Genomic DNA, 23,932 nt, shown 5'->3' on the forward strand with positions numbered 1-23,932 from the left:
CGGACGGGTGAATTCGGGGTGGCGGTAGCCGCCATTGGTCTCTGACTTGGGGCGGACCAGTGCTACCGAGCCGAGCAGCTTTGGCCACGGTCGAATGAAAACGATCGGGGGTTCTTGTCGCGGGGCGGGGGCGTGGATACCTTTTCGACGTCGGGCCGCGAGCGGAAAGTTGCGCTGAATCGAACGGCCCTGCCTCGTATTCCATTCAGAAGAAAGGCGCACCCGTGACGGTGACGGCGGTTCCCAATTTGCTCGACCGCAAGATCGACGTCTGCTTCGGCCACGGCGACCAGAACGGCGACGGGGTGCTGGAACCCGCCGACGCGCTGGCGCTCGCGGCGCGGATCGTGGCGTTCCTCGGTGAGCCGTTCGGCACGCAGAAGGCGCAGGCGCTGCTGGTGGCCTTCGAGACGTTCTGGGCGCACATGTCCAAGGCGATGGACGCCAACCAGGACGGCAAGGTCACGCCGCTGGAGTGGCGGGAGGGGATGAAGACCGCCTTCGCTGGCGACCCGGCGAAGTTCGAGGCCGGTTTCCGGCCGCTGGCCGAGGCGTTGTTCGCCATTTGCGACCGGGACGGCGACGGCAAGGTGGGACCTGCGGAGTTCGCCGGTTTCCAGAAGGCGTTCGGCACCTCGGCCGACAACATCAGGATCGCATTCGAGAAGCTCGACCACAACGGCAACGGCTACTTGGAGGTCGACGAATTGCTGGTCGCCTGGCAGGAGTTCTACACCAGCTCCGACCCGGACGCGCGCGGCAATTGGCTCTTCGGCGACATCTTCAGCCAGGAGATCTGGGACGGCACCCGGGTCCGTCTCTGACACCGGCGATCGCGGCGCTCCCGGTGCACTCGCGCCGGGGGCGCCGCCCTATGAGGAGACCCCAGTGAATCGTGTTCCAATTGCCGTGATCGGCGCCGGGTGCCGGTTACCGGGCGGCGTCTGCTCCCCCGAGCAGCTGTGGCGGTTCGTGCTCGACGGCCGCGAGGCCGTCGGGGCGCGGTCGGTGGGCGGGGTCCGCCAGCTCGGGTCGTTCCTGGCCGACGTGGCCGGGTTCGACGCCGGGTTCTTCGGCATCCCCGCCCGCGAGGCCGCGGTCATGGACCCCCAGCACCGGATCGCGCTGGAGGTCGCGTGGGAGGCCTTGGAGCACGCCGGGGTGCCCGCATCGGCCCTCGCGGGCACCGCGACCGCCGTCTTCGTCGGCGTCGGGTCCGACGACTACGGCAGGCGCACCCTGGCCGACCTGCCCGCGATCCAGCCGTGGACGGGCATCGGCGCGTCGCCGTGCGGGGCGGCCAACCGGATCTCGCACGCCCTGGACCTGCGCGGGCCCAGCGCCGCGGTGGACTCGGCGTGCTCGTCGTCGCTGGTGGCGGTGCACCAGGCGATGCAGGCCCTGTGGGCCGACGACGAGGTGCCGCTGGCCATCGCGGGCGGGGTGCTCGTGGTGGCCGAGCCCGGGCTCGGCGTCGTCCTGGACCGGGCGGGCGCCACCGCCCCGGACGGGCGCAGCAAGCCCTTCTCCGCGCGCGCCGACGGCTACGGCAGGGGCGAGGGCTGCGCGTTCGTCGTCCTCAAGCGGCTGGCCGACGCCGAGGCGGCGGGCGACCGGGTGCTGGCCGTGCTGCGCGGCGGCGCGGTGCGCCAGGAGGGCCGCACCGACGGCATCATGGCCCCCGACCGGTCCGCCCAGGCCGACCTGCTGCGGGCGGCCTACCGGTCGGCGGGCGTTGATCCGGCCACTGTGGACTACGTGGAGGCGCACGGCACCGGGACGCCCGTCGGCGACCCGGTCGAGGCGGGCGCGCTCGGCGAGGTGGTCGCGCCCTGCCTGATCGGCTCGGTGAAGGCCAGCATCGGGCACCTCGAAGCGGCCGCTGGCGTGGCCGGGCTGATCATGGCGGTGCTGGCCGTGCACCACGGCGTCATCCCGCCGACCCGGCTGGCGGGGGCGCCGAACCCGGCGATCGACTGGGCGGGCACCGGGTTGGCCGTCGCCACCGAGGCGACGCCGTGGCCCAGGACGCCCCGCAGGGCGGGCGTCACCAGCTACGGCTACGGCGGCACGATCGCCCACCTCGTGGTGGAGCAGCCGCCGCCCACCGACCCCGTGGAGACCGTCGACCGGCTCACCGTCGTGCCGATCAGCGGCGCGAGCCCGCAGGCCGTGCGCGACAACGCCCGCAGGCTGGCCGCCTGGCTCGACACCCACCCCGAGGCCCGCCTGGCCGAGGTGGGCCGCACGCTGGCCACGGGCCGGACCCACCTGCCCCACCGGCTCGCCGTCGTCGCCGAGGACCGCGCCGAGCTGCGGGCCGCGCTCGACGACGTCCAGCCCGCCTGCCCCGCCCGCTCGGTGGACCCGGTGTGGGTGTTCTCCGGGCACGGCTCGCACTGGAGCGGCATGGGCCGGGACCTGCTCGCCACCGAGCCGGTCTTCGCCGAGGTGCTCGACAAGCTGGAACCGGTCTACACCGACGAACTCGGCCGCAGCGCCCGCGACCTGCTCACCGACGCCGACCTCGGCGCAACCCACCTGGCCCAGGCCGCGATCTTCGCGGTGCAGGTCGGCCTGGCCGAGCTGTGGCGCGCCCACGGGGTGCGGCCCGCCGCGGTCGTCGGGCACTCCGTCGGCGAGCTCGCCGCCGCGGTCGCCACGGGCGCGCTGCCCCGCCAGGACGCCGCCCGGCTGGCCTGCCGCCGCGCCCTGCTGCTGCGCGGGGTCGCCGGGCGCGGCGCGATGGCGATGGTGGCGCTGCCCTTCGCCGAAGCGGGCCCGCACGCGGCGATCGCCGCCTCGCCCACCAGCACGGTGGTCGCCGCCGACCCCGCCGAGATCGAGCGGCTGGTCGCGGCGGGGGCGCGCCGCGTCGACACCGACGTCGCCTTCCACAGCCCGCACATGCTCCCGCTGTGCGCCGACCTCGCCCGCGCCGCGCGCGACCTCTGCCCCGCCGAGCCCGAGGTCCCGCTCTACAGCACCGCGCTGCTCGACCCGCGGTCCACCGCGCCCCGCGACGCGGCGTACTGGGTCAGGAACCTGCGCGACCCCGTGCGGCTGGTCTCCGCGATCACCGCGGCCGCCGAGGACGGCCACCGGCTGTTCCTCGAGGTCTCCGGCCACCCCGTGGTGGCGCACTCGATCGCCGAGACCGTTCCGGACGCGGTGGTCGTGCCCACCCTCCGCCGCGGCGCCCCCGGGCGGCGCGCCTTCCTGACCGCCGCCGCGGCGCTGCACGAGGCGGGCGTCGACCTGGACTGGTCGGTCCTGCACCCCGCGGGCCCGCGCGCCGACCTGCCGACCACGGCGTGGCAGCACCGCAGGCACTGGGCGCTGGCCTCCGGGGACACCGAGCACACGCTGCTGGGCGAGCCTGCCGCGGCGGAGTGCTGGCGGCGCTGGCTGACGCCGCAGACCCGCCCGTACCCGGGGAGCCACCCCGTGCTGGGCAGCGAGATCGTGCCCGCGGCCGTGCTGCTCAGCACGCTGTTCGCCGCCGCGGGCGTCCGCAGCCTGCGGTCGGTCGAGTTGCGGGTGCCGATCGCCGTCGAGCCGCGCGAGGTCCAGGTGGAGCACCGCGACGGCAGGCTGCGGATCTCCTCACGGCGGCACGGCGACTGGCAGACCCACACCGAAGCCCTCGTCGGGCACGACCGCCCGGCGGGCCGGGTCGAGCAGGCGGGCGAGCCGATCGATCCCAGTGCGGTCCGCGCCCGGCTCGCCGCGCTCGGCGTCGCCGACATGGGGTTCGACTGGGCGGTCGAGGACCTGCGCACCCACCGCCACGGCGGCTACGCGCGGGTGCGGGCCGGGAGCTGGGCCGCCATCCTCGACGCGGCGCTGTCCACGGCGGCGGCGCTGGCCGACACCGCGACGCTGCGGATGCCCGCGCGGATCGCCTCCGCCGCCATCACCGGACCGGCTCCCGACTGCGCGCAACTAGCCGTGCGCCGCGTCGGCGAGCAGTTCGACGTGGCGATCGCCCGGTCGTCCGGCGAGGTCGTCGGCGTGCTGCGCGGGCTGCGCCTAGGCTCGCCGGACGGCGATGCCCCGCCGCCGATCCGCAGGCCCGCCTGGGTCGCGGTCGAGCCGAGCGGCCCTGACCACGCCGCCGAGCTGTTCCGCGCAGGCTCAGGCGACCCCATCGACCTGGTGGACGAGCTGCGCCGGGCGCTCGCCGGGGCGCGCGGCAGGCTGTGGTGCCTGACCCGGGGCGCCCGCGAGGCCCGCACGGCGGAAGGGCTGGCGCACAACGCGCTCTGGGGGTTCGGCCGGGTCGCGGCGACCGAGCACCCGGACGTCTGGGGCGGCGTCGTCGACCTGCCCGCGCAGCCCACCGCCGACGACGAGGCCGCCCTGCGGCACGTCCTCGACCACCGCTGGGACGTCGACGTGCTCGCCATCTCCGGTGGTCGGATCACCGCGGCGACCCTCGTGCCCGCCGAGCCGGGCGAGGGCATCACCTGCGACCCGGCCGCCGCCTACCTGGTGACCGGCGGGACCGGGGCGCTCGGCGCGCACATCGCCCGCTGGCTGGTCCGCCGCGGCGCGCGGACGCTGGTGGTGCTCGGGCGCAGCGGACGCCGCGTCGATGTCGACGGAGCGCGGGTGCACCACGTGAGGGCCGACGTGGCCGACGAGGAGGCGCTGGCGCGCATCCGGCGGCGGTGGCCGCTGCGCGGCGTCGTCCACGCGGCGGGCGTGGCGGACAACCGCAGGCTGCGCGACCTCGACGAAGCCACCCTGCGCGCCGTGCTGCACCCGAAGATCACCGGCACGGCCGCCCTGCACCGGGCGTTCCCGCCGGGGAGCCTGGACTTCCTCGTGCTGTTCTCCTCGGCCGGGCACCTGCTGGGCCTGCCCGGCCAGGCGGCCTACGCGGCGGGCAACGCCTATCTCGACGGCATGGCCCGCCACCGCCCGGACACCCTGTCGCTGGCCTGGACGAGCTGGCGGGGCCTGGGCATGGGCGACTCGGCCGCCGTGGACGCCGAGCTGGCCGCGCGCGGGGTCGCGCCGATCGACGCCGAACGGGCGCTGGCGGTGTGGTCGCGGGTCCCGCTGGGCGCGCGCGAGGTCGCCGTCCTGCCCCCGGCGCCCCGCAGCGAGCCGCGGCCCGCCGACCCGGCAGACGTGGCCGCCGCCGTCGCCGAGGTCGCCGCCGCCGTGCTCGGCGTCGACCCCGGGCGAGTGCCCGCCGACCGCCCGCTCACCGAGCTCGGGATGGACTCCCTGCTGTCGGTCGCCTTCCGCGTCGACCTCGGCCGCCGGATCGGCACCACCCTGCCTGCCACGGCGCTGTGGCACCACCCCACGGTGTCCGCCATCGCCGCCCACCTCACCCAGGAGAGACCGTGACCATCGCCGCCTCCGACACCGACCTGCGCACCTTCGCCGCCGACGCCACCCGCTGGTTCGACCACGACCGCATGGCGATGCACACCCTCCCCGCCGCCGACCTCGCCGCGCTCCAGCTCGCGGCGCTCCGGCTGCGGTTCAGCGAGCTGCGCGACCGGCTCCCCGTGCTGCGCGCCCTGGCCGACGAGCAGCGCATCACCGAGATCGGCGACCTCGACGACGCCGCGCCGCTGCTGTTCCCGCACACCGTCTACAAGTCCTACCCGGCCAGCCTGCTGGTCGACAGCCGGTTCGACCAGCTCACCACCTGGCTGTCCCGGCTGACCACAGTGGACCTCTCCGGACTAGACACCCGCGGGTGCGACTCGATCGACGCCTGGCTGGACCTGCTGGACAGCCGCACGCCGCTGCGGCTGGCCCACTCGTCGGGCACCACCGGCAGCATGTCGTTCGTCCCGCACACCCAGGTGCAGTACGACCGGCTCTACGAGATCGTCCGGCTCGACGTGCTGCCCGACCGCGACCCGGAGGGCCTGGACGTGGTGTGGCCGAGCTTCCGCTCCGGGCGCAGCGGGATCGCCCGGCACGCCACCGCCATGGCCGAGCAGATCGCGGGCAGGCCCGACCGCTTCCACACCCTGCACGACGGCGCGCTGAGCGCCGACGTGATGTTTCTGGCGGGCCGCCTGCGCGCCGCCGCGGCCCGCGGCCAAGCGGGCCGGGTCGAGATCCCCGAAGCGCTGGCCCGGCGCAAGGCCGAGTTCGACGAGGCGCTGCGCGCGACCGGCTCGGGGATGGGCGAGTTCGTCCAGCGGATCGCCGACACCCTCGGCGGGCGGCGGATCGCCTCGCTGAGCACGTGGGACGTCTACCACAGCATGGCCGAGGCGGCCGCGGCCCGCGGGCTGGCGGGCGTGTTCGCCCCGGACTCGGTGATCTTCCCCGGCGGCGGGTCGAAGGCCGGGGTGCTCCCCGACGACTGGGCCGATGGCGTCGCGCGGTTCGCCGGGGTGCCGTCGCTGCAGTTCGTCTACGCGATGGTCGAGGTGATCTCGCTGAACCTGCTGTGCGCCAACCAGGGCTACCACATCGAACCGTGGCTGGTGCTCTACATCCTGGACCCCGACACCGGGCGGCCGCTGCCGCGCACGGGCACCCGCACCGGCCGGGCGGCCTTCCTCGACCTGTCCGCCGACCTGTTCTGGGGCGGGTTCGTCACCGGCGACCGGGTGACCGCCACCTGGAGCCCGTGCCCGTGCGGGCGCACCACCCCGCGCCTGCACACCGACATCGGCCGGTTCGGCGGCCCCGGGGGCGACGACAAGATCACCTGCGCGGCCAGCGCGGAAGCCCTGGTCGACGCGCTGGAGTTCCTCAACGGGGAGCTGTCGTGATCCCCGCGTTCGTGCGCGGCGAGCTGGTCGAAGGCCCACCGGTGGCATTCGCCGGGTTCACCGCCCCCGACCCGATGGCGCTGCTCCCCCGGCTGCCGCTGGGCGACCCCGCCGCGATGGCCGACCTGCACGCCCTGTCCACCGCCGAGGTCGTCGACTTCCTCGCCGAGGTCGGCGCGCGGCTGCCCGCCAGCCCGGTCATGGCCGAGGCGCTGGCCCGGCTGGCCGAGCACTCCGACCTGACCCCGCCGGTGCTGCGCGGCGCCTACGAGCAGCTGCCCGCGTACTTCGCGCCGGACGCGGTGCGGGAGGTGGCCGAGCGGTCGGTGGGCATCGCCCACCTCGACGGCTGGGTGCACCACCGCGGGGCGGCGGTGCGGGCCTTCGGCGCGCGGGCGGTGCACGTCATCGCGGGCAACAACCCGGTCATCGCCGCCATCACCCTGGTGCGCTCGGCGATCACCCGGGGCGACGCGATCGTCAAGCTGCCGTCGAACGACCCCGTGACCGCAGTGGCCATCGCCCGGGTGATGGCCGAGGTCGACCCCGACCACCCGCTGGTGCGGCACCTGAGCGCGGTCTACTGGAAGGGCGGCGCGGAGGACTTCGAGCGCGCCCTGTACCGGCCCGCGAATGTGGAGAAGATCGTCGCGTGGGGCGGGTTCGCCTCCGTCCGCCACATCACCCGGTACCTGCAGCCGGGCCTGGAGCTGATCGCCCTCGACCCCAAGCTGAGCGCCACGGTCATCGGGCCGGAGGCGTTCACCGACGAGGAGACCATGCGCCAGGTGGCCGAGCTGGCCGCCGCCGACGTCGGGCTGGTCAACCAGGAGGCGTGCTTCAGCGCGCGCGTCATCTACGCGATGACGACGCCCGAACTCGCCGCGCGCTGGGGCGAACTGCTCCACGAGGCCATCACCAAGCTCCCGCCGGACCTCAGCACCCCGGCCAAGCGGTTCGACCCGGAACTGCGCGCCGAGCTGCGCGCGCTGCGCACCAGCCCGGACTGGTACCGGGTGATCGGCGGGCACGACGACGAGGGCGCGGTCGTGGTGTCGCCGCCGGGCGAGCCGGTCGACTTCCACGAGTCGCTGTCGGGCCGCGTGGCCAACGTCGTCCCGATCCGCGACCTCGACACCGCCGTGCGCCGGATGAACGCCTACACCCAGACCGTCGGGGTGTGGCCGGACTCGCTCAAGACTGAGCTGCGCGACATCGCCGCCCTCCACGGCGTGCAGCGGCTCGTCGCGCTCGGCTGCGCCAACGACTTCCGGCCCGAGCTGCCGCAGGACGCGATGGAACCGGTGCGCCGCATGGTGAAGTGGGTGGTCGACGAGACCCGCACCGACGTGGTGGCCCTCGCCGACGACTTCGACCACCACGCCTTCGACCCCGAGCAGGGCATCGCCGTGCACCGCGAGATCCGCGAACGCGGCCGCGTGGCGCACTCCCGCGCGCACGGGGGCATGTGGGTGCTGTCGCGCTACGACGACGTCGAAGCCGCGCTCAAGGACCACGCCACGTTCAGCTCCGCTGACGGCGTGTTCCACCCGAAACCGCCGCGGGCGCCGCGGTTCGCGCCTCTGGAGTACGACCCGCCCGAGCACACGGCGTTCCGGGCGCTGATGCGGCCGCCGTTCACCCCGGCGGCCTCCCGCGCCCTCGGTGAGCGGCTGACCCCGCTGGTGCGCGAGCTGATCACCCCGATCGCCGAGCGCGGGCACGGCGATCTCGTCGCGGAGCTGGCCGTGCCGCTGCCGCTGGCCGTCGTCGGCCTCGCGGTCGGCTTCTCCCCCGACGCCCAGCGCCGCATCCGCGACCTCACCGCCAACACCTGGTCGAAGATGCCCGCGGGCGACACCTCCTTCTGGGCCCCGTTCACCGAGCTGTTCCACGCCGAGATCCGCCGCGCCCGCGAACACCCCGGCGACGACTACCTGTCCACCCTGGTGCGGGCCGAGGTGGACGGCCGCCCGGTCACCGACGACGAACTGCACGTCATGCTCGTCGCCTACGCCATCGCGGGCCACGAGACCTCGATGAACACCCTGTCCCACCTGCTGCGCCAACTCGCCGAACGCCCCGACCTGCAAGACCGCCTCCGCACCACCCCGACCCTGATCCCTTCTGCGGTCGAGGAAACCCTGCGCCTGTGGAGCCCGGTCGACCACGGCACCCGCACCACGACCCGCGACGTCACCATCGACGGCACGACGATCCCCCGCGGCTCCCGCGTCGTCCTCCTCACCGGCGCCGCCAACCGCGACCCCCGCCGCTTCCCCCACCCCGACACCTTCGACCTCGACCGCCCGACGACCCGCCACCTCACCTTCGGCCAAGGCATCCACTTCTGCCTAGGCGCCCACCTCGCCCGCCTCGAATTCGCCGCCGTCCTGCGCGAACTAGCCCGTCACCCCAACTACCACCTGACTGCGCGGCCGCGCCGCTTCTACGAAAACGGCCGCCACATCTGCCTGGACCGCCTACCCGTGACCTTCATGCCGCGTTAAGGCACCTCTCGAGCACCGTGACCCGCGCAAAGTCAACCACCGGTCACGGCGTTCAATCGGAGGTATCATGAGCGCACCAGCTTCGAAGGAAATGCGCAGGTAGGGGGCTTGGACGTAGCGGTTTGCATCGGCCGAATCTCGGGCACGTAGATCAGCTGCACCCCCCGACCCAGCGAACCTGGTATGCCAAGCCGATGCGGACCACGCAGACCACCGAGATCAGGTGGACCGCACACACATCCGCTTGAAGATAGGACCTGAAGCCCAAAGCGGAACCGTGCATAGACGCTCTTCGGACACACGTATTACTAGGCCAGCCGGGTCCACACGGGCCGCGATCGCAGCTTGGAACCGTTGAACTGGTCATCGCGGCGCCGCCAACCGCTTCGGTGCGTGACCACGATCACCTGAGCCGGGACGTCCGCCAGCGGACTCGATCAGCGCCCCAACCAACCGATCCAGGTTCTCCTGCCGAACAGCCGACCCCAACCAGGTCCAGCGCGTCCGGATCGGGTCCTCCCGCACGTAGAGGAACGACGGGTGTGCCCAGCCAGCACGGGAGGGTCCGAAGCGAGCGTCCGGGCGGGGCACCGGTGATTCATTCCGTGCTTGTGCGCGCTGTTCGTGCGAGATTGCCCAGTCAGAACTCGCCGCTCGAGCCCTGCCGCTCGCCGGGCCGAGGGGCATAGCGCGTCTGGCCGAGTACGACTTCGATGGCGGCCAGGGAGATGTCGTGACGTCCGTGGATCTTGCGAAAATGGGTGGCGAGGCGGTTGGCATCCCACTGCGGGTGACGCTGACGGTGATCGAGGATCAGCTCGCGCACTGCATCCGAGGGTGGTTGGGTCGATGATCTCGACCTCGGCGGCCGGTCCTCGCTCCTGATCGGCACGTGGGTTCGCCTGCCGGTGTCGTCGTCGAGCATCAGCCCCACCCCCTCGTCACCCCGAAGCTAGAAACGGACGTGGTTGCAGGTCCAGGACGGTTTGGGTGGCAGGGTCCTGCCGCGGTCAGGCGGAACCATGACGGATGCCCCGCTGCCCCGCGGAGCGGGCGGGATGATCTCGAAGCGACTACGCATCCGTGGTGGTGCCTGCCCGTACCTCGTGCGGCAGCGGCGACGCTGCCGGGAAGGAGCCGTCCGTCACCGTGGTTCGGATCGCGGTCATCGACCCGCTGCCCCTGTACCAGCAAGGAGTTGCCACCGCCTTGGCTGCAGCGGGCCACGAGGTCGAGGCTCCGGCGGACCCGGTGGAATGGGTCCGTCAGGGGGGTGATGGGATCGTGTTGTTGACTGTCGCTTCCGAGAAGGATTGGCAGGTACTCCAGGGGCTTTGCGGGGCTTCGGGGAATCACGCCGTGGTCGCCGTGGTCGAAGGCTCTTCGGACGCGGCTGGAGCACGAGCGATGCGCGTCGGGGCTCGATCAGTGGTACCACGTGCGGCACAGGCGGAGCTGTTGCGGCAGACGGTCGCCGCGACGGCGCGGGGTCAAGCGGTCATGCCCGCAGGAGTCGCTGTCTTGCTAGCCTCCGGTGCCCGCCAAGAGGAATCGATGCCGGTCCGCGACCAAGAGGTCGACTGGCTGAAGCAACTCGCGAACGGCATGACCGTGGCTCAGATCGCGAACGGGGCAGGCTACTCCGAGCGTGCGATGTTCCGGTTGTTGAGCCGGGTCTACCAGCGGTTGGGTGCCCGAACCCGGTTGGAGGCCATCATGCTCGCCCGGCAATCGGGCTGGCTGTGAGCGCGATCCGGCTCAGCGCGGCTGGTGGAAGGCATCGAACGCCGCTTCCTCGTCGAGCTGCTCGAGGAGGAAGCGGAGTCGCTTGGTAAGCCCGGGTACCGCGCCACCGGTGATGGAGCGTGCGGTGTGGAAAGCGGAACTCGCGGCCGTCCGCCCCTCCGGGGTATGAACCCGTAGCCCGCACAACGCCAGTCCTCGCATTTCCCAAGCTGCGAAGTCCCGGCTCTCCCGTTCGGTCCGCCGCGTTGATTCCTGCAGCAGCTCTTGGAAGTACTTGTCCGCAGCGCGGCGATCGCCCTTCAAACGAGCGGTCAGCGCGAGGAGGGCCAAGACATTCAGCGACTGACCCTCCTGCCGGAACGGGCGTGCCAGCTCGATCTCCTTCCTGGCGTGGTCCAACCTTCCTTGCTGCAGGTAGGATAGGCACAAGGTGGTCCGGGCGTGCAGCAGCACGAAGGCGTCGCGGCGTCGGAGCGCAAGGTCCACAGCCGCGAGCGCGTTGTACTCCGCTTCCTGCCAGTCACCGTGGAAGAGGGCGATGTCGGCCATCCCGTCGAGGAACTCCGCCCGGAGCGGCCCTTCGTTGCCGACCGGCGCCGCCCCGCGCATCGGACTGGCGAGTTCCCAAGCCCCTGCGGTGTTTCCCTGCTCGGCGAACCATCTCGCCAGCTTCAGCGTGACCCTCACCGCCAGGGATCCGATGAACGCCTCAACAGCACCCGATGCGGCGAGATCCTCGCGGGCGGGGACATCCAGCGCGGACCGCGCGTTCGTAATGGCGAGCTCAAACTCGCCCACGCGCCGGAAGCAGTTCGCGATGCCCTCACGGGCGGACATGAGCGCCAAGGGCGCACGCAGCCGCTTGGCTTCATCAAGGGCGAGTTCGAAGTATCCGAGCGCTCGACCGACATCGTTGACCGCGAGGTAGAAGCCCGCCAGGTGGCCGTGTAGCTGGGCGACCGCGGAGTCGTGGTTCTGAGCACGGGCCATGGCTGTTGCTCGTTCGAGGGTCGCGAAAGCCTTGTCGTGCAGACCTTGCCCGAAGTAGAGGTCGGCCAAACCGTCGAGGTTGACCTTCTCCAGGTGGTCGTCGCCGAGCTGGCCCACCATGCGCTCCCGCCGGTCGAGGAGCAGGTGGGCGCAGTTCCACTCGCGCAGGACGTCATCGATCTCCTGCAGCACCCCATATGCGGCCGCGTGCTCATCGGCCCGCAGGAGCGCGTCCATCTCCGCGAAGTGCACGCGCAGGTCCTCGACGTGGCACGGGTCCGGATCGCGCAGCGATGTGAGCTCCTCCGACGCCCGGACGTAGAGGACTTCCTGTTCGGACTTGGGCAGGAAGTCCATCACGAGGTCGCAGTCGGCGGTGGGGAGGAAAAGATCGCCGTTCGAGAGCTCGTAGACGATCCGGTGCCCGACGAGCTCCACTAGCGCTTGCTCGCCCAGCACCGACCCCTCGGCTTCGACCATCGAAACGACCGAGGACGCGGGCACAGGGGTGTCGAATGCCGCGAGCGCTCGGAGGACCGCACGCTGGGCGGGGTTCATGCTCCCCAGCAGCAGAAAGACGAGTTCGGCGGGCGTTGCCCTCTGCTCCACGGTCCGCAATCTGTCGATCAGAGAACCTAGGGTGAACCCGTGCCCCGAGAGGGACACCACAGCGTAGGCCAGCTCGCCCAACCTAGGGTTGCCGTGGAGCTGCAGATAGAGGTCCTCCCGATCCTCTTCCGACATGGGGCAACCGTTCCACCGCTCGTCGTCGCCCAGGGTCCGAAGGTAGTGGAGGAAGTCCTCTGGGGGCAGCTTGTCGACCGAGACGCTGAGTTCAGGGGCCGACCACGTGCTGGATAGCAGGGATCTCGGCCTGTGCTGGGTCACCAGCAGGACCAGCAGGCGGTGCCCGCGCATGGTCTCGACCATCTCCAGCGCTTCGTCGAGGTCCGTGTCGAGCAGGAAGTGCCTATCGGGGTCCAGCAGCTTCTCGGCGGCGTCGACGATGACCACGACCCGGGTGTCCCGCAGCCGCTTCAGGACCTCCTCCAAGCGGACCAACGACGACTTGCCCGGTCTCGGCACCTGCTCGGGGACTCCTTCGACGAGGTCGATCAGAGTGGCTATGTCCAGACGTGTACCCGCGTTAACGGTGTGGTAGCGCACCCAAGTGGCCGGACTCCCGTTCTCAAGACTTCGGCGAACCTCGTCCACGATCCGCGTCTTGCCGATGCCGCGCGTGCCCCACAGCACCCTGACACCCCACTGTCCCCCTACGATTCGGGACTTGAGGCTGACCACATCCTCTACCCGGTCAATGATCTTGTTTCGACCCGCTGGTGAGATGACGGCATCCTGCACTGCGGCGCTGGGCGCGCGCATGCGATCCGCTCTGATCGGGACGGCTCCGCCCATCGCGCGACCGGCCCCCCGTTGCGGCCAACTCAACCCCAAACGCCTCATCAGCGCTTTGGCTTGCAGTTCGAAGTGACACCCGCGATCACCCATTTCCACGAGGTCACCTCGCAGATCGGCAAGTATTCCCTCGAGCTTCCCTCCGAGCAACTGATCGCAGTCCGCCTGCGTTCCCGCCGGGAATGCCTCCCCCACGGATCCGAGCAGTTCGGTCGAGTCTGCGATCCGACTTCGCACCACATCTTCAACCTCGAATGGATACTCCTGATCACCGAAGAACAAGGTGAGCATTTTGCGTGATTGACTGACCACCACCACGGGGTGACCAGAAGCAGCGGCGAACCAAGCGGCGGTTTGGTGCCGCAAACCGGTCTTCTCTATTTCCGGGTCGACAGGCGCGCACAACGCGGCATTTCTACGGACGATCTTGTCCAAGCCTCGCGCCAAGACCGTGGCCCCCTCACCCCGTGCGCCCCGGTAGATCCACTCCTGGGTGAAATCGACGACGCGGCTTTCACCGTGGACGATCCACTCGCGGTGGCCGTCGCAGGGATCGCACCCCAGTACCACCGTCGTTCCCCACCCCTGCTCGCGCACCTGCTCCAGAGCGTTGCGCAGGGTTGTATCGAAGGCCAGCATCCTGCGGATCTCGAGCGGGAGATCCCTCTTCTCGGCCATCGAAGCTCCGTTCGCACCGGTACGCCCACCGGAGGTGGGCGTACGCGGTTGACCAAGATAGCCGATCCCTGAGGGTCGAGCGGTGAAGTGCTTCTCCCCGCTGGCATCGGAAACGCGGCTTCACACCCCCGGCCGGCTGATTCCTGCGCAGGTGGGGCAGCCGGACCGCGGCGCCGCAGCGGGCCACCACGCGACCTCGCCTGCGCGACGCAGGTCGTAGGGCGCTGCCCAGCCTGGTCGGGGGCGCAGGGCGATCACCGCGTGCTCGCCCGCGGTCCACTGGTCGTGGTGCCCACGGCCGTGCAGGAGGGTGGCGACCGCGACCTTCGCGGCGAGCTGGCCCACGAGGTGCAAGTCGGCCCCGACAGCGGACATCGGGTTGTTCCCGCCCTCGTAGCCTGTCGAGGCCTGGAGGTCGGGCCGCAGGCCGCCGCTGTCCGTCAACGCATCGGTCCGGCAGGAGAGGCACCCGTGGTCCGGCCAGGGCCGCAGGCGCACGATGTCGCCGTAGGCGCCGTCGGCGAGGACGCAGGCAAGCACGGCGGGTTTGCCCGCGCGCCGGGCGAGGTGGCTGATGACCCGACGGGGTGCGACGCCATCGGTAGCGCACAGCACCAAGTCGATTTCGGTCAACAACTGTCGGACCGTATCGGCGTTGATCACGGCGTCGCACGCATGCTTGCGGACGGTGGTCTCCGGCCGGAGCGCCCCCAGCTCGAGGGACAACGCCTCAATTTGAGCCTACCGACATGCTTGGGGCCGCACACGTGCCTTGGCAAGTTATGCCACCTCAGGCGATCGGGATCGAGCAGGTCAAGTGCCCCGATCCCCGTCGAAGCGAGGGCGAGCACCGCGGCACCGCCGATGCTTCCCGCACCGACCACGAGTACCCGCGCCCCCGCGAGGGTGGCGACGGGCCAGTGCGGTTCGAGCAGCGCGGTTCCCGAGCGCTCAGGCTCCACATCGATGTCAATGGGTCGCGCTCCGCCGCGGCTGACATGCCACGCGACGAACTCCGGGACTGGAAAGCCCGAATAGCGATCCTGGGCATCGACAGCATGGGTGATCGCGTAGTAAGAGGAATCGCCCGGTTGGCGAAGTCCGGTGGGGATGCACTCCGCGAACCCCTCGAAGGTGATCATGGTCTGCTGGGCGCTGTTGAGGACCCACTGCACGTTGACCTCCGCGGGGACGCGGTGCCAAACGCAGTTCGGGTGCGAGTCCGCCACGGAGAGGTAGTGGGTCTTGTCAACCGCGACCGGGCGCCGGTTCCCGTTGCCATCCGAGACGGCGCGCACAACACCCGTGGGATCGGCGTCGGACATCCCGATCGTGACATATCCCCAGCTCGTGGATCCCCGGATGAGATCGGCGGCGGCTCGGGTCAGGACGATGCAGAAGCGGGCCACACCGCCTCCTGAACCAGGTCGTCGTACCCGAGATCGCTGACGATGCCGTTCTCGCTCATGCTGGTGATGAGCCGGGCCTCCATCAGTTCGTACTCCACCCGCCAGCCGGCGGCCTTGAGCAGCAGCCCAACCAGGGACTCCCGCGGGGTCCAGAGCGCCTCGGATCGCAAGAGGCACAGGCTCCCGTCCCCATTGAGGTGCCAGCGATGGTCGGTCCTGCGGAAGGGCTCGGGGCTGGGGTCGGTCGGGAACACGCTCGGCGGCACGACCGGGTACGCCTCCCCGTAGCGGATCTCGACAGCCAGCCCCCTCCCACCCGTGAGGGCGTCCAGCCCCGCGGGCTCATCCCGGTCGAAGGGCCACACGGGAAGACGCCCGCGCCATCCTCCCGACCCGCCCGCAATGAACCGGAGGTCGGGGAAACGCGCGGCCACCTCGGCCTTGTCCTGGTCGAGCCTTCCCGGTTCGGAGTGCCACCAGCTGTACACGGTCCGATCACCCCTGGGGTCGATCGAATACGGGCTTGGCGGAGATCAAGGCAGGGGCCGCGAACGTCGTCTTGACCTCCTCCGGAGCCGGGAAGTGGCTGCCCAGGACCTTCTGCCACATCCGCAAGGCTTCATCGGTGTCGCCGCGTTCCTCTGCGGCGACGGCGCCGGCAGCCAGGTCTGCTGCCTCCGCGAAGGCCGTGCGGAGCGAGACGACGTCCAAGTCCGGCTGGATGGGGCCGCAATGGCCTGCGGGGTCCTCGATTGGCTCGTTGACAAGCACCGCCGCGCTGGTGAAGAAGGCGGCCAGCGCTCGAGGGCGCGTAGGGCCCAAGGGGAGGCAGTTGATCGCCAGCACCTCCATGTACAGCGACCTCACCGGCAGGTTGGCAGGAACACCCTCCCGCCAGTGCTTGAGGAGACGGACCATCGGACGGAAGAACTCCCAAGCGCGCTGCTTGTCCTCGACGAGCCCGATCAAGTGCTCCGGATCTGCTTTGATCCACTGCTCGGACCGGGCGTCGGGGATGAGCAGCGTGTCGTCCATCTGCCTCAGCACAGGCATCACATCCATGGTGAAGGCATCCGGATCTTCGCGATCGTCAACAAAGCATTTGACGGCGCGGTTGTGGTTCTTGCCGTCCGCGCGCCGGACGAGCTCCTCCACCGAACCCCCTGGGTTGCCCAGGAGGTCCTTGATACGGCCGCGCACGTGTTCGATCGCCGCTGCGGCGGAGAGCCCCGGCGCGCCCCAGTCCGGCCGGTCGTACTCGATCACCATGTCGACGTCGTGGACCGGGTCCAGCTGCGTCGATCGCCGGAGCGATCCGGAGAGCCAGGCGCGCGTCACATCGGGCTCCGCCTCGAACGCGACCTTGACCGCGCTCGCGCGGTTGCGGGCCACCTTGAGCAGCCCCCTGTCGGCGTTCACGATCTCCTGAAACTCGTCAAAGGCATTCCCGACACCCATCTCAGCACCTCATCACTCGTCCCTGCTTTCGAGAATGCTAAATCCGGGCACCGACAAATCCTCGCGAGCGGCGGGCACAAGGGGACGCAGCCGAGCCAGGTTCACCGCTCGAACTCGGCAATCCACGCCCGGACGCGGGCAGCCAGGGGGTCACCGGCGGGGAATGCCCCAAGGCTGGCGCGCAGGGTCGCCAGTCCTGCCTCGACATCGCCCGCGAGGCACTGGGCGTAGCCCATGTCGCTAAGGGTCAGCACTCGGCCGTAGTGGTCGCCGAGCTGCTCGCGTTCCCGGATCGCCTGCTCGTAGAGGCGCAGGGCCTGGATGAAGCGGCCCGCATCGCGATAGGCGTTGGCCGCGTTGGCACGGGCCCACGCGACCCCTCGGTGATATTCGACGGCCTCGAAAGCGGTCAGGGCGAGACCAGAGTGCTCGAGGGCCTCGTCGAGGCGTCCCGCATCGCGGTGGATGCCGCTGAGGTTGTTGTGGAGGATGCCCTCCTCCCGCCTGTCGCCCGCGCGACGGGCGGCAGCGAGCGCTTGGTGACAGAGCCGCACCGCCTCGTCGAGGCGGCCGAGCTCGCGGCAAAGCTGCGCGTAGCGCCCCGCCACCCAGGCCAACCCTCCATCATCGCCGAGCTCGGACCAACCACCCAGCGACTCGCGAAAGCAGTCCTCCGCGCGGTCGTGCTCCCCTCGCTCCCGACGCGCGACGCCCACCCTCCCGAGCAGTTCGGCCGTCCCCCGGGGGTCGCGAGCCCGACGTGCCGACATTAGGCCCGCAGTCTGGGTGCTGATCCAGTCGTCCCATGCCTTGGCGCGATAGAAGTACTCGAACAGGGTCGTGGCCAGCCTCCAGGCCAGGTCGTCGTGCCCCCGGGCGGCAGCCTGGTGGACGCAGGCCACCAGGTTGGATTGCTCAGCGCGCAGCCACTCGTCCGCAGCGGTCGCGTCGCGGAGGTCCAGCCCCGGCGTCCCATCCGACCGAGCTTGGGGACGGGTCGGGCCGATAAGGATGTCCGCGTTGATCGCGGTGGCGAGGTACCAGGCCGCCAACGACCGGAAAGCGCGGTCCGCGGCGTCGTCACCGTCCTCCCGCGCAACCTGCTCGACGGCGAAGTGCTTGAGCAGATCATGCATCCGGAAGCGCCCGGGGCCGTCGAGCTCGAGCAAATTGGCCTGGTGCAACGAGGTCAAAGCCCGACGCGCCCGGGCAGCGGGAATGCCGGACAAGACCCCGGCGGCGTCCGCCCCGACCGTGGTACCTGCGAACAGGCCGAGGAACCTGAAGACGCGAGCCTGCTCGGCGTCGAGGTGACGGTAGGAGGCGGTGAACACGGACCGCACAGCGGACGCCGGATCACCGGTGTCGAGCAGGTCCAGCACGCCGTCATGCGACAGTTCGTCGATGAATTCGTCGATGTCGGCGTATTCGCCGCTGGCCAGGCGTTCACCCGCGATCCGCAGCGCCAGTGGCAGGCAGCCGCATAGCCGGGCCAACTCGGCGGTTCGCGATCCGACCGGCTCCACCACCGGACCGGCGATGCGTCGCAGCAGTTCGACGGCCTCCGGCAGAGGCAGCAGGCCGAGGGAGATCACTTCGGCCCCTTCCTTCGCGGCGAGCCCGCGCAGCGCGGAGCGGCTGGTGACGATGACCGCGCTGCGCCCCCTGGGGAGCAACGGCCGGACCTGCTCGTCGGTGGCGGCGTCGTCGAGGACGACGAGCATCCTGCGGTTGTGCATCGCTGTCCGGTAGGCCGCGGCCCGGCTCTGCAGCGAGTGCCCTGCCGTCTGATCGGACAAACCCAACGCGGCGAGGAACACGTCGAGGACCTCGCCGGGTTCCGTCCGGCGGCCGATGGGGTGGAAGCCGCGCAGATCGGCGAAGAGGACCCCGTCGGGGAACCGGTTCTCGTGCGCTGCCGCCCAGTGGACGACCACGGCGGACTTGCCGACTCCGGCCGGGCCGATGACGCAGCGAATCTCGGGCCCGTCAGCGGCAACCATCGCCGACAGCCGGGCAAGGACCGCTGTTTGGTTCACCAGGTCGCGCGCCACGAAGGGGAGCTGCCGGGGAGGTGGGACCGGTGGCGGGCCTGCGGCGATCACCACCGAACCGATCGAGCCCGCTTGCACCAGGTTCTGCACCGTGCCCGTCGACTCGTTGCGCACGTCGAACACCTGCGGCGGAGAGCCCGGATCCCCCGCGCGGTCAGGCTCCGGGGACAGCCCAAGGGCAGGCGAAATGTCGGGCAGGGGCCAGTGGAGGCCCATCTCGGCGGCGAGCCTCGCCCCTTCCACAGCGAGCGCACGGCCGGAATCTCCCAACTCCAGGAGATGCCCGCTCAGCTCATCGAGCATGGCGCGCGCGAGCCCGTTCCCGTCATCCGAGCATCCGTGTGGTTCCTGATGCTCGCCCCCCAGCAGGCGCAGGGCATTGACGATGTGGTTGACCTCGTTGCGCAGCACTGAGCGCTCGCGCAAGAGGTAGTGCCGCTCCCCCACCAGTAATCTCACCGCCTGCTGCCCAGCGTCGACGACCAGCACCGGGTGAGCCGTCCGCACGACTTCGGGAACGCAGCCCAGCGCCACCCCTCCCCAGATGATCCGGGTCCAACTGGTGTCCAGCACGAGTGCGCTGCCGTTCTCTGCGGCGCGCAGCAGAGCTGCGGGGCTGACGAGTTGGTCAGCGGGTTCGCCCGTGGTGAAGAGGTGCTGATGGCAGCGACCGCACCCGAGGACCGCCGTCAAGGCGAAGCCGCGCTTGCGGCTGAGCTCGACTCCCTCGCGAAGTGGGAGTCCGAGGGCAAGCTTGGCCCGAAGCTCATGCGGAGGCTCGCCCTGCGCCACTGTGAACCTCCGTCACCGGCCTGCGGGATTGTAATTCCACACCCGCAGATTGGGCAACGACAGACACAAGCCTTGGCCGTCAAGAAAGACCGAGGTCGAGGGTGCTGGTTTGGCGCAGCGGGCGTCGCAGGCGAGTTGATCCACCCCAGGCAGCAACCGGAAGCTACTGTTGTGGCCGCGCCGATAGTAGGAGCGACCTAATTGATCTGTACTCGTCGGCGTGGACTAAAGCTGATCCTTCCGCCACCTGCTCCGCGGTCCGGGGGCAGGTCACGTTGAACCCCTGAACAGCCGGTCCAGATGCATATCGATCGTGGCGAGGGCGGCCTCGGGCTCGATCACGCCGAGTTCGATCAGGGGGGTGAAGCCGGTGAGGGCGAGGAGCAGGTTGGTCTCGGTCGCCGGGTCGCGGTCGGGGTCGATGTGCCCGTCGGCGATTGCTTGGCGGACCAACTGCTCGACCAGGGCACGCCCCTGGACGAGGCCGCGGCGCGCCTGCTCGTGCACGGTCTCGTCGTGCAGCGCTTCCAGGACGTAGGCGGCGCTCATGCGGCTGGTCGCGCGGGCGTCGGGGTGCAGGGGGAGCATCTCCGCGAGGGTCAGGCGCAGCACGTCACGGGGGTGCGGGCGGTCTCCGAGCCTTTCGAGGCCCTTCTGCACACGCACCGAGGTCTGCTCGGAGGCGAAATCCATGGCGAAGGAGAGCATGGCGGTTCGGGAGGCGAAGTAGTGCTGGAGCTGCCCGAGTGACATGCCCGCCTCCTGCGCCACCACGCGCATCGTCAACTGCATGACGCCGCGCTTCTCCACCACCCGCCACAGTGCGCGGGCAATCGCTTCGCGCCGTTCGCGGTGATCCACCTGCTTCGGCATCGCTTCCCTCGGGCTCCCGTTCCAATACGATTGACATAATACATCTGACCTACAACCCTGGGACCTGTCTGAGGGGGAACATGTCCGAGCAGCCGAAGGTGCGGACCAGCGAAGGCATGATGCAGGGGCGATGGCGGCAGGGGCACGCCGTGTTCCGCGGCATCCCGTACGCCCAGCCGCCAGTCGGGGCGCTGCGCTTCGCCGCGCCCGCGCCGCCGCAGCGCTGGGAGGGGACGCGGCAGGCGGTCGAGTTCGGCCCCGTGGTGCCGCTGTCCCTGCCGATCGACGTGCCCCCGCAGGGCACCGATTGGCTGACGCTCGACGTCGGCACCCCGGATCCCGGCGCGGCGGGGCTGCCGGTGCTGGTGTGGATCCCCGTGGGCGGCTACCTCTCGGCAGTGTCGAGCGACCCGATGTACGACCCGGCAGCGCTGACCGCGGCGGGCGTTGTCGTGGTGACCATCAACTGCCGGGTGGGCGCGGAGGGATTCGCGTTCCTCGATGACGCACCGCCCAACCGCGGATTCCTCGACCAGATCGCGGCGCTGGAGTGGGTGCAGCGCAACATCGCCGCCTTCGGCGGCGACCCAGGTCGGGTGACCGTGGGCGGGCTGTCGGCCGGGGCGGGCTCGGTCGCCGCCCTGCTGACGATGAAGTCCGTGCGCGGGCTGTTCCGGAGGGCCATCGCCCATTCGGTGCCGGGGCTATACAGCACCCCTGCGCTGGCGCGGGACGTCACCGCTGCGTTCGCGGCCCGGCTCGGCGCGGCCCCCACGGCCGAGGCCCTGCGCGACATCGACCCGTGGCGCCTGGCCGCGGAGCTCACCTCCTTCAACGCGGGACTCCATGCGCACCGGGAGCGCTGGGGACGCCTCACGGACGCCGGCACCGCGCTGTGCCCCGTCGTCGACGGCGAGGTTCTGCCGGAACGCCATGGGCCGCGCTGACCGGCGCGCGGGCGAACGGGACCGAGCTGCTCGTCGGCCACGCCCGGGACGAGTTCCGGTACTTCAGCGTCGTGAGCGGGCGGTATGGGACCTTCACCGAGGAGGACGCCCGGGCAGCCCTGCAACTGCACGCCCCGCAGCCGGACGGCTCGCGGGCCTACCGCGCGGCGTTCCCGCAGGCAGGCCCGGAGGACATGGTGGAGACGGTGTTCTCCGACGCCCTCTTCCGCATGCCAACCCAGAAGCTGGCCGAGGCGAACGCCGTCGCGGGCGGCACCTCGTACCTGTTCGAGCTGTGCTGGGTCGCCCCGGTCCTCGGCGGCATCCTGGGCGCCTGCCACAGCCTCGACCTCCCCCTGGCGTTCGGGACGCTCGACAGCCCCGTCGGCACCCAGCTCATCGGCGAGAAGCCAACTCCCGAGGCCGTCGCGCTCTCCCGCGAACTCCGGGAGTCCTGGGTCCGCTTCATCACCACCGGCAACGCGGGCTGGCCCACCCACCACCCCGACAAGCACCTCACCCGCGTCCTGGACACCGAGTCGAAGACTGTTCCGTACCCTGAACAGGCATCCCTTCAGGTATGGGAGGGCCACTCCCCCGCCCCCTTCGATCTCCCGTGATCGCCCGGGGTCAGCTCGAGTGCGACGCCGCTCACCTACCTATCGAGTTGGCGCACATCCAGGGCTCCTGGCCATTAGCACAGCGCCCAGTCGCCCTTGCCAATCCCGCACAGAGCTAACGTGCCCCGATCAGTCCAGTTGCCCCTGAACCAGGCCGGGGCTGATCCGGTCACCACGACCCCGCGCTGCGCGCCAAAGTGAATGAGAATTGACCCAGTTCTTGCTATCGTCCCTGGTCAGCAAGTGTCGTCCCCGCGCACGCGGGGCTGGTCCCAGCAGGTCGAGCACGAGGAGCGCGTCGGTCAGGTCGTCCCCGCGCACGCGGGGCTGGTCCCAGGCCGGTCGGCCGCTGCGTCTCGATCGCCCTGTCGTCCCCGCGCACGCGGGGCTGGTCCCGACGACATCGGCGCGATCCGCCTGATCCCCCGCGGGGCTGGTCTGCGGGGCGGCACCGAGAGCCTGACGGTGGAGATGGTGCTGCAAGAGGGTCGCTGGGGTCTGGGTCGAGAGTGAGTGGGGTTGCAGTGGTCCGCATCAGGCTGGGCGGGCGGGTTGAGGTGGGGTGTGCGGGTGAGGATCTTGGGCCGTATTGGCGGCGGGGAGCCTGGGAGGCTAGCCCGGAACGCGGGCTCAGCGTCAGTGGAGTTAGAAACGTCGGCCATGGTGCGGGGCCGCGGCAACGGTCCCGGGAACTGAATATCAACGGGTTGGAAGCCGATGCGGTTTGGCGAGGGGGTTCTGGTCGCGGCTGTTGGGAGCGCTGGCGGTGGTGTGGGTGGCAAGGTGATCGCTGGGTGGGCCGTGGGTGGGGATGTGCGGTGAGGGGTGGCTGCGCTGACATCGGGAGGGCGCGCGGGTTGGGGTGGTTGCAAGGTGGGGTGATTGCGGCGATCTGGGCTGGTGATGTTGATGTCGGCGGCGCGGCCACGGGGGCGTGCGGCCATGGTGGTCGGCGGGGTGGGGAGGGGCTTGGTTGCCAAAGGTCTTGGTGGAAGTTGGCCGGATGGGTGTTGATGATGCCAAGAGATTGCCAGGTTGTTGTCAACGGTGTCACACTGGGCGCGACCTGGTTGGTGCGGGCAAGGGGGCCGTGCTGAGGGGAGGGGTGGTTGTGAAGGTGTGTCGGTGTTCTGGTGGGGGGCCTGCGGATCCGGGCGGGGCGATTGGGGTGTTGGAGGCGGGGATGCGTGGGGTTGGGGGTGAGCTTGATGATCTGGCTGAGTATGAGCCGCAGACCACCGTGTATCCCTTTCCGCAGCCGGGGGTGGTGGCGTTCCGCGATCTGGTGCTGAGCGTCTTCCCCACGACCGGGTGCATGGGGATCACCCGGGCGCCTGAGGTGGCGGGGGTTAGTGAGCACAAGGAGGGGCGGGCCTGGGACTGGCGGGTGTGCCGGGAGTGCCAGGGGGACCTCGCCAGCGCGCTGCTGGGGTGGTTGCTCGCCCCGGACGCGCAGGGGCGGCCGCATGCGGCGGCGCGGCGGTTCGGGGTGATGTACCTGATCTGGGATTCGCGCATCTGGGGTTCCTATGCCGCCGAGCAGGGGTGGCGGCCGTACGGGGGTGCGAATCCGCACATCGACCACGTGCACTTCTCGTTCAGCAGGCTCGGTGCCGCGGGGCGGACGTCGTGGTGGCGGGCCGCGGACGTGATCGGCTCAGCACGCTCTTGAGGGGAGTAG

16 protein-coding genes are annotated in these 23,932 nt (G+C 70.8%); 8 read left to right on the forward strand and 8 right to left on the reverse strand.

Annotated features, from left to right (window positions below; translation table 11 throughout):
* Window positions 1-224 precede the first annotated feature (224 nt).
* The 4 genes from ACWEPX_RS01555 to ACWEPX_RS01570 all read left to right on the forward strand — a co-directional run bounded on the left by ACWEPX_RS01555 (window position 225) and on the right by ACWEPX_RS01570 (window position 9,268).
* A complete protein-coding gene (locus ACWEPX_RS01555) occupies window positions 225-824 on the forward strand; it encodes an EF-hand domain-containing protein (RefSeq protein WP_451895104.1) in 600 nt (199 codons plus the stop codon).
* A gap of 64 nt (window positions 825-888) precedes the next feature.
* Window positions 889-5,364, forward strand: coding sequence for a type I polyketide synthase (locus ACWEPX_RS01560; protein ID WP_451895105.1), 4,476 nt, complete (start codon window positions 889-891; stop codon window positions 5,362-5,364).
* A complete protein-coding gene (locus ACWEPX_RS01565) occupies window positions 5,361-6,758 on the forward strand; it encodes a hypothetical protein (RefSeq protein WP_451895106.1) in 1,398 nt (465 codons plus the stop codon). The genes ACWEPX_RS01560 and ACWEPX_RS01565 overlap by 4 nt, the downstream gene beginning before the upstream one ends.
* A complete protein-coding gene (locus ACWEPX_RS01570; protein WP_451895107.1) occupies window positions 6,755-9,268 on the forward strand; it encodes a cytochrome P450 in 2,514 nt (837 codons plus the stop codon). Before ACWEPX_RS01565 ends, ACWEPX_RS01570 begins: the two co-directional genes overlap by 4 nt.
* 640 nt (window positions 9,269-9,908) lie before the next feature.
* On the opposite strand, the gene ACWEPX_RS01575 is transcribed toward ACWEPX_RS01570, so the two are convergent.
* Window positions 9,909-10,193, reverse strand: coding sequence for a hypothetical protein (locus ACWEPX_RS01575; RefSeq protein ID WP_451895108.1), 285 nt, complete (start codon window positions 10,191-10,193; stop codon window positions 9,909-9,911).
* A 224-nt stretch (window positions 10,194-10,417) separates the two neighbouring features.
* Between ACWEPX_RS01575 and ACWEPX_RS01580 the strand changes: the two genes are divergently transcribed.
* Window positions 10,418-11,014, forward strand: a complete 597-nt coding sequence (locus ACWEPX_RS01580) for a DNA-binding response regulator (protein WP_451895109.1) — start codon at window positions 10,418-10,420, stop codon at window positions 11,012-11,014.
* A gap of 12 nt (window positions 11,015-11,026) precedes the next feature.
* Here ACWEPX_RS01580 and ACWEPX_RS01585 read toward each other — a convergent pair whose 3' ends face one another.
* The 7 genes from ACWEPX_RS01585 to ACWEPX_RS01615 all read right to left on the reverse strand — a co-directional run bounded on the left by ACWEPX_RS01585 (window position 11,027) and on the right by ACWEPX_RS01615 (window position 20,684).
* On the reverse strand, window positions 11,027-14,098 hold the full coding sequence (locus ACWEPX_RS01585; protein ID WP_451895110.1) for a diadenylate cyclase: 3,072 nt from the start codon (window positions 14,096-14,098) through the stop codon (window positions 11,027-11,029).
* 120 nt (window positions 14,099-14,218) lie between these two features.
* Window positions 14,219-14,761 carry a ThiF family adenylyltransferase gene (locus ACWEPX_RS01590; protein ID WP_451895111.1) on the reverse strand — a complete coding sequence of 181 codons (543 nt, stop codon included), beginning with the start codon at window positions 14,759-14,761 and terminating at the stop codon, window positions 14,219-14,221.
* Window positions 14,758-15,507, reverse strand: a complete 750-nt coding sequence (locus ACWEPX_RS01595) for a ThiF family adenylyltransferase (protein WP_451895112.1) — start codon at window positions 15,505-15,507, stop codon at window positions 14,758-14,760. The genes ACWEPX_RS01590 and ACWEPX_RS01595 overlap by 4 nt, the downstream gene beginning before the upstream one ends.
* Window positions 15,483-15,995 carry a hypothetical protein gene (locus ACWEPX_RS01600; protein ID WP_451895113.1) on the reverse strand — a complete coding sequence of 171 codons (513 nt, stop codon included), beginning with the start codon at window positions 15,993-15,995 and terminating at the stop codon, window positions 15,483-15,485. Before ACWEPX_RS01600 ends, ACWEPX_RS01595 begins: the two co-directional genes overlap by 25 nt.
* A 7-nt stretch (window positions 15,996-16,002) precedes the next feature.
* The gene (locus ACWEPX_RS01605) at window positions 16,003-16,965 is read right to left on the reverse strand and encodes a hypothetical protein (protein ID WP_451895114.1); all 963 of its coding nucleotides are present in this window, start codon (window positions 16,963-16,965) and stop codon (window positions 16,003-16,005) included.
* Window positions 16,966-17,066: 101 nt separating this feature from the next.
* A complete protein-coding gene (locus tag ACWEPX_RS01610) occupies window positions 17,067-19,811 on the reverse strand; it encodes an ATP-binding protein (protein WP_451895115.1) in 2,745 nt (914 codons plus the stop codon).
* 270 nt (window positions 19,812-20,081) lie between these two features.
* A complete protein-coding gene (locus ACWEPX_RS01615; RefSeq protein WP_451895116.1) occupies window positions 20,082-20,684 on the reverse strand; it encodes a TetR/AcrR family transcriptional regulator in 603 nt (200 codons plus the stop codon).
* An 80-nt stretch (window positions 20,685-20,764) separates the two neighbouring features.
* Between ACWEPX_RS01615 and ACWEPX_RS01620 the strand changes: the two genes are divergently transcribed.
* The 3 genes from ACWEPX_RS01620 to ACWEPX_RS01630 all read left to right on the forward strand — a co-directional run bounded on the left by ACWEPX_RS01620 (window position 20,765) and on the right by ACWEPX_RS01630 (window position 23,923).
* Entirely contained in the window at window positions 20,765-21,631 is an 867-nt protein-coding gene (locus ACWEPX_RS01620) for a carboxylesterase family protein (protein WP_451895117.1), read from the forward strand.
* A gap of 71 nt (window positions 21,632-21,702) precedes the next feature.
* A complete protein-coding gene (locus tag ACWEPX_RS01625) occupies window positions 21,703-22,251 on the forward strand; it encodes a hypothetical protein (protein ID WP_451895118.1) in 549 nt (182 codons plus the stop codon).
* Window positions 22,252-23,518: 1,267 nt separating this feature from the next.
* Window positions 23,519-23,923 (forward strand): hypothetical protein, encoded by a 405-nt coding sequence (locus ACWEPX_RS01630; protein ID WP_451895119.1) that lies wholly within the window; start codon window positions 23,519-23,521, stop codon window positions 23,921-23,923.
* Window positions 23,924-23,932: the final 9 nt, after the last annotated feature.

This window comes from Actinokineospora sp. NPDC004072 (assembly GCF_053604195.1).